This is a genomic window from Sulfitobacter sp., from assembly GCF_041552635.1.
Lineage (GTDB): Bacteria > Pseudomonadota > Alphaproteobacteria > Rhodobacterales > Rhodobacteraceae > Sulfitobacter.
In genome coordinates this window covers 20,716-27,084 of record NZ_JBFEKM010000036.1, presented here as the reverse complement: position 1 = coordinate 27,084, position 6,369 = coordinate 20,716, and the positions used below count along the sequence as shown (strand labels likewise).

The following is a 6,369-nucleotide window of genomic DNA, read 5'->3' as shown; positions in this document are numbered from 1 at the left end:
TCGGCATCCCAGCTTCTTGCTCTTTGATCATCCCAATAATCTGGGCTTCGCTAAATCGGCTCTTTCGCATCTGTTTGCTCCTTCGAAAGGTTGAGCAAACTCTACATCAAAGTGACGGGAAACTTCGGGGGGCAGGTCAATGGTGGCGTGCTCGGGTTTTTCCGCCGTCTGCGGCTCCAGCTATGCGACTGCTGCAACCATGGCAAAGGTCGCCTATCCGAGCATGAAAAAATACAAGTATTCCGACGAACTGGCCGCAGGAACCATCGCAGCCGGTGGCACTTTGGGCATCCTGATCCCACCCTCGATTATCATGGTAGTCTACGGAATTCTGACCCAAACGAATATCGGGGATCTGTTCATCGCTGGGGTGATCCCCGGTTTGCTCGGGCTGGCGTTCTACATGCTGGCCATCCGCTTCGTCGCTGCACGAAACCCCAGCCATGCGCCGCAGGGCGAAAGAACACTCTGGCCTGAAAAACTGAAAGCGCTCTCGGGCATTTGGCCTTTCCTTCTGCTTTTCGGCCTTATCATCGGCGGTCTTTACGCAAAGCTGTTCACGCCGACAGAGGCTGCCGGCATGGGCGCAGGTCTTGCGATCCTGATTGCGACGTTCCACGGACGCCTGACGTGGAAAGTGCTACGAAGAGTCATTATCGACACGGCCTATACGTCCATCTCGCTCTATACGGTTCTGTTCGGCGCGCTGATGCTGTCCAAGCTACTGACCCTGTCGGGGCTGGCGGCGGGGGTCCTCGCTTTGGTGCAGTCCACCGGACTGGAAGGCTATGCCCTGATCTTCGTGATCATGCTCGTGTTCCTCCTGTTGGGATGCGTGATGGATTCGATGGCAATCATCCTGATATTCGTACCGCTCTTTGCACCGATCGTGGTTGCGCAGGGGTTCGATCTGGTCTGGTTCGGCATCATCGTCATCGTGGTCACCGAAATTGCCCTGATTACGCCGCCTGTCGGGATGAACGTGTTTGTTTTGAAAGCAGTGCTCCCAGATGTTCCGGTTGTACGGATTTTCAAAGGCCTTATTCCATTCATTGCGGTCGACGTCGTGCGGCTTGGCCTGTTGGTTGCTTTCCCAGCAATTACACTTTGGCTTGGCAGCACGTTCGGGTAGCGGAGAGTAATTAAGAACACAGGATCAAAACGAAGGGTGGGTGATCGCCTTTGCAGCCAAAGACGACGATGGGCAAGAAGTGGCAGCCATCGCGAAACTTTGCGACTACGCATCAAATACGCTGATCTCCCGCTTTACGCCCGAAAGAACAGAGATCGACAGCGTGTATGACCTGCGCGCTGTGTTCCAAACTGGCCACCGCGACATGAAGCTCGACGCGCTCCCGCCGCTGCTATGCGGCCGAAACTGAGGAGAACAGTACACACGAGACAGCAAGACCATTGAAATGATGGCGCACAGTCAGCCCGTCAGCCAAGACACCCCGTCGAATGTCCGGGACATCTTATTGCCCGAGAAGCGGTTTGGGACTTGGTTTGCGGAAACCATCAGGGCCAGCGGCCGCGTGTGCCGTGCAAACAGGCCGGACACACGTCTGCTTCTGACCAGTGCAAATCAGCTTCAAATATGTCTTGCTGTGCAGCAGCTATCCACACAGGTCTTTCTTGGCACAGTGCAGCATAATCCCGCGAGCCGAGGTCCCCAAAGCGGACAAAGCCTCATTTCACTGCGATTGCGCCAAGCTCCGCTTTCGCGATCAGTACGAGAGGCATAATGTTTTAAGCAGACAAACCACCACTACTGCTCTCTAGGTCTCACACATAGTTGTAATGGCAAAAAGACGGCTATCATGAGGTGGCGCGCGTGGGCCGCGCCATGACGACCAGATTACCAACGGATTCCTGAACAACCTCATCGTTTTGGTTCAACGTTCTGCTACGGACCTTGATCATGCCCTGCGTTGGACGGGATTTTGAAGGCCGCACCTCCAATACCTCTGAAATAACGTGCAGCGTGTCGCCAGGCCGGACGGGTCTGGGCCAGTTCAGTGCTTCAAACCCTGCGCCGACTATTCCATTTACTGGCGTCATCTCTCCGCTGACAAGAAGCTGCATGGTGAGCGCCGCTGTGTGCCAACCGCTTGCAGCCAACCCGCGAAAAAAGGTGCTCTTGGCTGCCTCCGGATCAAGGTGGAAGGACTGCGGATCGAACTGGGTTGCGAAACGGATGATATCCTCTTTTGGCACGTTTACGCGCCCAGAACCGAAAACCTGTCCCACCTCAAATTCCTCGAGATACATTGCTGTCATGGCTTTCCCTTTCTCCAACCACTGCGCCGAATGGCGAGTGCGATGATCAGCCCGTAGGCCAGCATGGCGCAGCCTATGGCAACGAATATGCCTTCAACTCCCATGCCTGCATATGTCGTAAGCAGCAGGGCTCCGACCAGCGCAACGGCCATGCGGCTTAGGCTGCTGATCACCGGCCACATCATGCGGCCCGCCCCCTGCGACGCGAAATACAGCGCCAGCCCCAACCCGAAGAAGGCATAGAACGGTGCGACGAGGCGGAAGTAACTGCGCCCGGCATTAAGTGCTGCGGTATTGGATGGATCAAGGAACATCCCCAGCCACAGATCCGGAAAGATCGCCAGTAGCAGGCCAATGCTGCCCACGATACCTGCCGCAGCCAGGGAACCGGTCCAAGCCACGCGCAGCGCGCGGTCGGTGCGGCCCGCACCGATGTTGGCCCCAACCATGGCGGTCATCGCGGCACCGATGCCGAAGATCACCGGGATCATCAGGAACTCCAGCCGCGCGCCAAGGCCGTAGCCCGCCAGCGCCCCCTCGCCGTAGCGCCCGACCAGTCCCGTCATCATGATGATGGTGACGGTCGTCAGCACCGTGTTGATCGCGGCCAGCGCGCCTACGTTCAATATGTCGCTGAACACACCCGGGTTGAGACGCCGAACTGTGCCACGAAAGGACAGACCCGTCCGACCCAAGGCGATATAGCCGATGGAAACAAACGCACCTGCCGAGAACGCCAAGATCACGCCAAGCGGCAGTCCCGCCATACCAAGCGCAGGCAACGGCCCCCACCCAAGCGCAAAGCCGCCTGAAAGGGGGATGGAGATGACAGATACCATCAGCAAGAGCATTGCGGGCATTTGCATGTTGCCGGTGCCACGGATTACGCTGAGCGACGCATTGCAGAGCCAAATTGCAGCACAGCCGGGGAAAAAGACCAGCGCATAGGTCGTCGCGGCGGCTACCGTTTCGTCACCACCGCCCAGCATCATGAAAAACTGCGTGCCAAACAGTGCGACCAGCACCGCCATGAGTAAGGCGAAACTGATGGCGATGATCCAGGCGGCCAGTGTAAGCGTCGCGGCGCGATCTACATCCGACGCCCCGAGGGCACGCGCGACCGAAGCAGATATCGCCCCGCCGATCGCCCCGGCCGAAAGCATCTGGGTCAGCATCACCAGAGGGAACACCAACGCCAGCCCTGCCAGCGCAGTGACGCCAAGAAGGCTGGCGAAATAGGCCTCTGCAATGCTTTGCGCGGCCTGCACGAACATTGCGAGCACGTTGGGTGCCGCCAGCTTTGCAAGAGTGGGCGCTATGGGTGCTTCGAGCATGAGGCGCGTGCGGGACGCGCGCGCAGCGGCACCTGCATCAGCGAGAGTTGAGGCCGTCGAAAAACGACCGCGAGAGATCATCGGCCTGTGTCCTTCTGGTACTTGTGGAGCACCGTTGAAGTTAGAAAAGCTCTCACGTTCTTCATGGTCTTGACCCACCCTTGTTGACCTAATCTTGCAACTTAACACATGGTCAAGAAGTGCGTTCTTTTTTAGAACTAACTATCGGTAAGTTCTCTTTCGGAACCTGTCAATCCCTGCTATGCGATACAGATGAAATGGAACGACCTTCATAAAGAAGCCTGCCCCGTCGCCCGCGGTCTGTCCGTCGTCGGCGACCGCTGGACCATGCTGGTGCTGCGAGACTGCTTCCTGGGGATCCGCAGGTTCGAGCAGATGCAAGAGCGCCTTGGCATAACGCGCCATATTCTTGCCGACCGGTTGCGCAAACTCGAGGCGGCAGGCGTGTTGCGCCGCGAGGTCTATCAACAACGCCCCCTGCGCCATGAATATCGACTGACCGAGCGGGGCAAAGCGCTCTATCCGGTGCTTGTGACTTTGATCGAATGGGCAAACGTGCATGTCCCGCCCGAGGGCGAGCCCTCGGTCAAGCTACTTTCACGCGAGACAGGCGAACCCATCGCGCCCATACTGGTAGACGCGAACACCGGTAAGAATGTCAGTCACCGGAACGTAAAAGCCGTGGTGGCCGATTAAGCATTTTACCCGGCATGCGCACAATGTGCATTCTATCTGGGTAACCTGTATAGCGTGTCTTGCCGGCAGGCCGGTATCAATCCAATTAAGAAAAGTCTGCTTTGGCCAGGAGAAAGCCGTCTTTCGCGCATCGCGCAGCATCCAACACTGAGGGCTCATGCACTAAATCGCTTCGCGATAGGGGCGCTTGTGTTGGGCGTTGCGGCGACTAAGGATTTGTTGCGCGGTTTCAGGTGTCGTGTGTGCTGTTGGTCGAGGTGATTTTGCCTCGATTGACACAGGACGCCCCGATGAACATTCAGCACTCCACACCAACGACACCCCTTCGCGCGCGCATGATGGTCGCTCATCATACCATCCTCCCAGATTTGGAAACAGTATGTTCGACAAGCCGTGTGGGAAACATTGACGGATGTTAATGCGGCGTAGAAGTGGATGGGGTTCGATGCGAATACTCCGATCTTGGGCAGGAAGTTGCCCAAGATACTGGACTTTTGGAAGCGGAATTCACTTTCGCGGCGGCTCGAAAAGGAATGCCAAACCAGCTGATAAATGACTGAGGAGTCACGATGCAAATCCGCCAATTGATGACCACACCACCCGTATGCGTCGGCCCTGATGCTTCTGTCCGAGACGTAGCTGTATTGATGAAAATACATGATATCGGCGTGGTTCCGATTGTCTCCGAAAGCGGTTTGGTTGGCTTACTGACAGATCGAGATCTGGTGCTTCGGCTGCTGCCGCAAACAACGGCCTTGAGTGAGGTGCCAGTATCTCAGGCAATGTCGACCCGCTTGGTCACCTGTTTCGCCGATCAAGATGTAGCAGAAGCTGCGGCTATTATGGGCGACAATCAGGTGCGGCGGCTTCCGGTGCTGGATCGATCCGGAGAGTTGCTTGGCGTGCTATCCGTGGGTGATATCGCCGAGAATGCGTCAGAAGAACTGGCTGGCCAGGCTCTGGGAGAGATCATTGAAGATCGCTAACGGTTTGATTTGCCGGGCAAGCGGCTTGTGACAGCTTCAGAGTTGCGGAATGATATCTTCTTCCAGTACGTCCATGTCTAAGCCTGCTATTTCGGCCAAGTGATCCATTTCGTGGATATCTATATCCATGTGGTCCGCCATCGAGATCACACCACTGCGCGACAAGCGGCGTATCGTCCGGCAGACGTGTACAGACGACAATCCAACGAATTCACCCAGTTGTTGCTGGGTCAAGGGAATGTGAAAGCTGTCGTCTTCTACCTGCCCAATTGCACGCAGCCGAATACAGAGTTCGATGAGGGCGTGAGCAATCCGAGCTTCCGCGCTGCCTTTGCCGAGTCTTAGCATCCTCTCCGACAACCGCGAGAATGCTCCGGCCACAACCCTGCTCTCCAGTCGTGCGAGTTGTGGAATGGCTTCCTTAAGTTCATGCCACCGGGTCTCGGGGATCGTCGCAATGGACGCATTGGTCACTGCTTCGATGTGCAATCCGCTTCCTGCAGTATGTCCCGAACTTGGGTTCAGGAACTCTCCTGGAAGGGCGAAATCGATAATCTGCCGTTGACCATCAGGCATCGATTTGGACATTGATATCCATCCTGACCAAACGCAGTAGATCACGTTGGACTGCTCGCCTTCGAGCCCGATCATCGTACCAGCACGATGCCCGCGCATGTACTTTTTTAAGGCATTCTCAAGCTTTTTTGCGCCGCTTGCTTCCGCCAGTTGCCAAGCTGGCTGAACCAAACCGCCGATGCTCGCATGCGAATAATTGCTAGTCGCCATCAAGTACCCCAGTTCAAAAGAATCCTCTTCGACCAGAGGTTGATCCTTCAGTACGATGACATAGCTGTTTGCGACTGAGATATGTCAATGTCGCACCCTTGCGACGACAATCTGACATGTCTCAATAACTATGGGCCATGCATGCAGCTCCTGATCGCAGCGCCCTCAAGCCAGATGTTCAAACGCTGATCATCAAGGCCCAGTATTACCGGTCCAGTATGACGGGCACCACAAGCCTTCAGAGGCAGGAAATCGAAGACCGTTGA

Annotated in this window: 7 protein-coding genes; 4 read left to right on the top strand and 3 right to left on the bottom strand. The window is 56.2% G+C overall.

From position 1 onward, the window contains the following. Positions 1–139 precede the first annotated feature (139 nt). Positions 140–1,132 carry a TRAP transporter large permease gene (locus ABYT07_RS06270; protein ID WP_372990185.1) on the top strand — a complete coding sequence of 331 codons (993 nt, stop codon included), beginning with the start codon at positions 140–142 and terminating at the stop codon, positions 1,130–1,132. Between the two features lie 40 nt (positions 1,133–1,172). Beyond that, positions 1,173–1,382 carry a hypothetical protein gene (locus tag ABYT07_RS06265; RefSeq protein WP_372990183.1) on the top strand — a complete coding sequence of 70 codons (210 nt, stop codon included), beginning with the start codon at positions 1,173–1,175 and terminating at the stop codon, positions 1,380–1,382. A gap of 436 nt (positions 1,383–1,818) precedes the next feature. Here ABYT07_RS06265 and ABYT07_RS06260 read toward each other — a convergent pair whose 3' ends face one another. Together ABYT07_RS06260 and ABYT07_RS06255 are read right to left on the bottom strand one after the other, a co-directional pair. Continuing rightward, positions 1,819–2,280, bottom strand: coding sequence for a MaoC family dehydratase (locus ABYT07_RS06260; protein ID WP_372990181.1), 462 nt, complete (start codon positions 2,278–2,280; stop codon positions 1,819–1,821). Continuing rightward, complete coding sequence (locus tag ABYT07_RS06255) at positions 2,277–3,695, bottom strand: MATE family efflux transporter (protein WP_372990180.1); 1,419 nt, start codon at positions 3,693–3,695, stop codon at positions 2,277–2,279. Before ABYT07_RS06255 ends, ABYT07_RS06260 begins: the two co-directional genes overlap by 4 nt. A gap of 192 nt (positions 3,696–3,887) precedes the next feature. On the opposite strand from ABYT07_RS06255, the gene ABYT07_RS06250 reads away from it, so the two are divergent. Further along, positions 3,888–4,331, top strand: a complete 444-nt coding sequence (locus ABYT07_RS06250; RefSeq protein ID WP_372990179.1) for a winged helix-turn-helix transcriptional regulator — start codon at positions 3,888–3,890, stop codon at positions 4,329–4,331. Positions 4,332–4,900: 569 nt separating this feature from the next. Beyond that, on the top strand, positions 4,901–5,317 hold the full coding sequence (locus ABYT07_RS06245) for a CBS domain-containing protein (RefSeq protein ID WP_372990178.1): 417 nt from the start codon (positions 4,901–4,903) through the stop codon (positions 5,315–5,317). A 36-nt stretch (positions 5,318–5,353) separates the two neighbouring features. On the opposite strand, the gene ABYT07_RS06240 is transcribed toward ABYT07_RS06245, so the two are convergent. After that, positions 5,354–6,103, bottom strand: a complete 750-nt coding sequence (locus ABYT07_RS06240) for a Crp/Fnr family transcriptional regulator (RefSeq protein ID WP_372990177.1) — start codon at positions 6,101–6,103, stop codon at positions 5,354–5,356. Positions 6,104–6,369 lie beyond the last annotated feature (266 nt).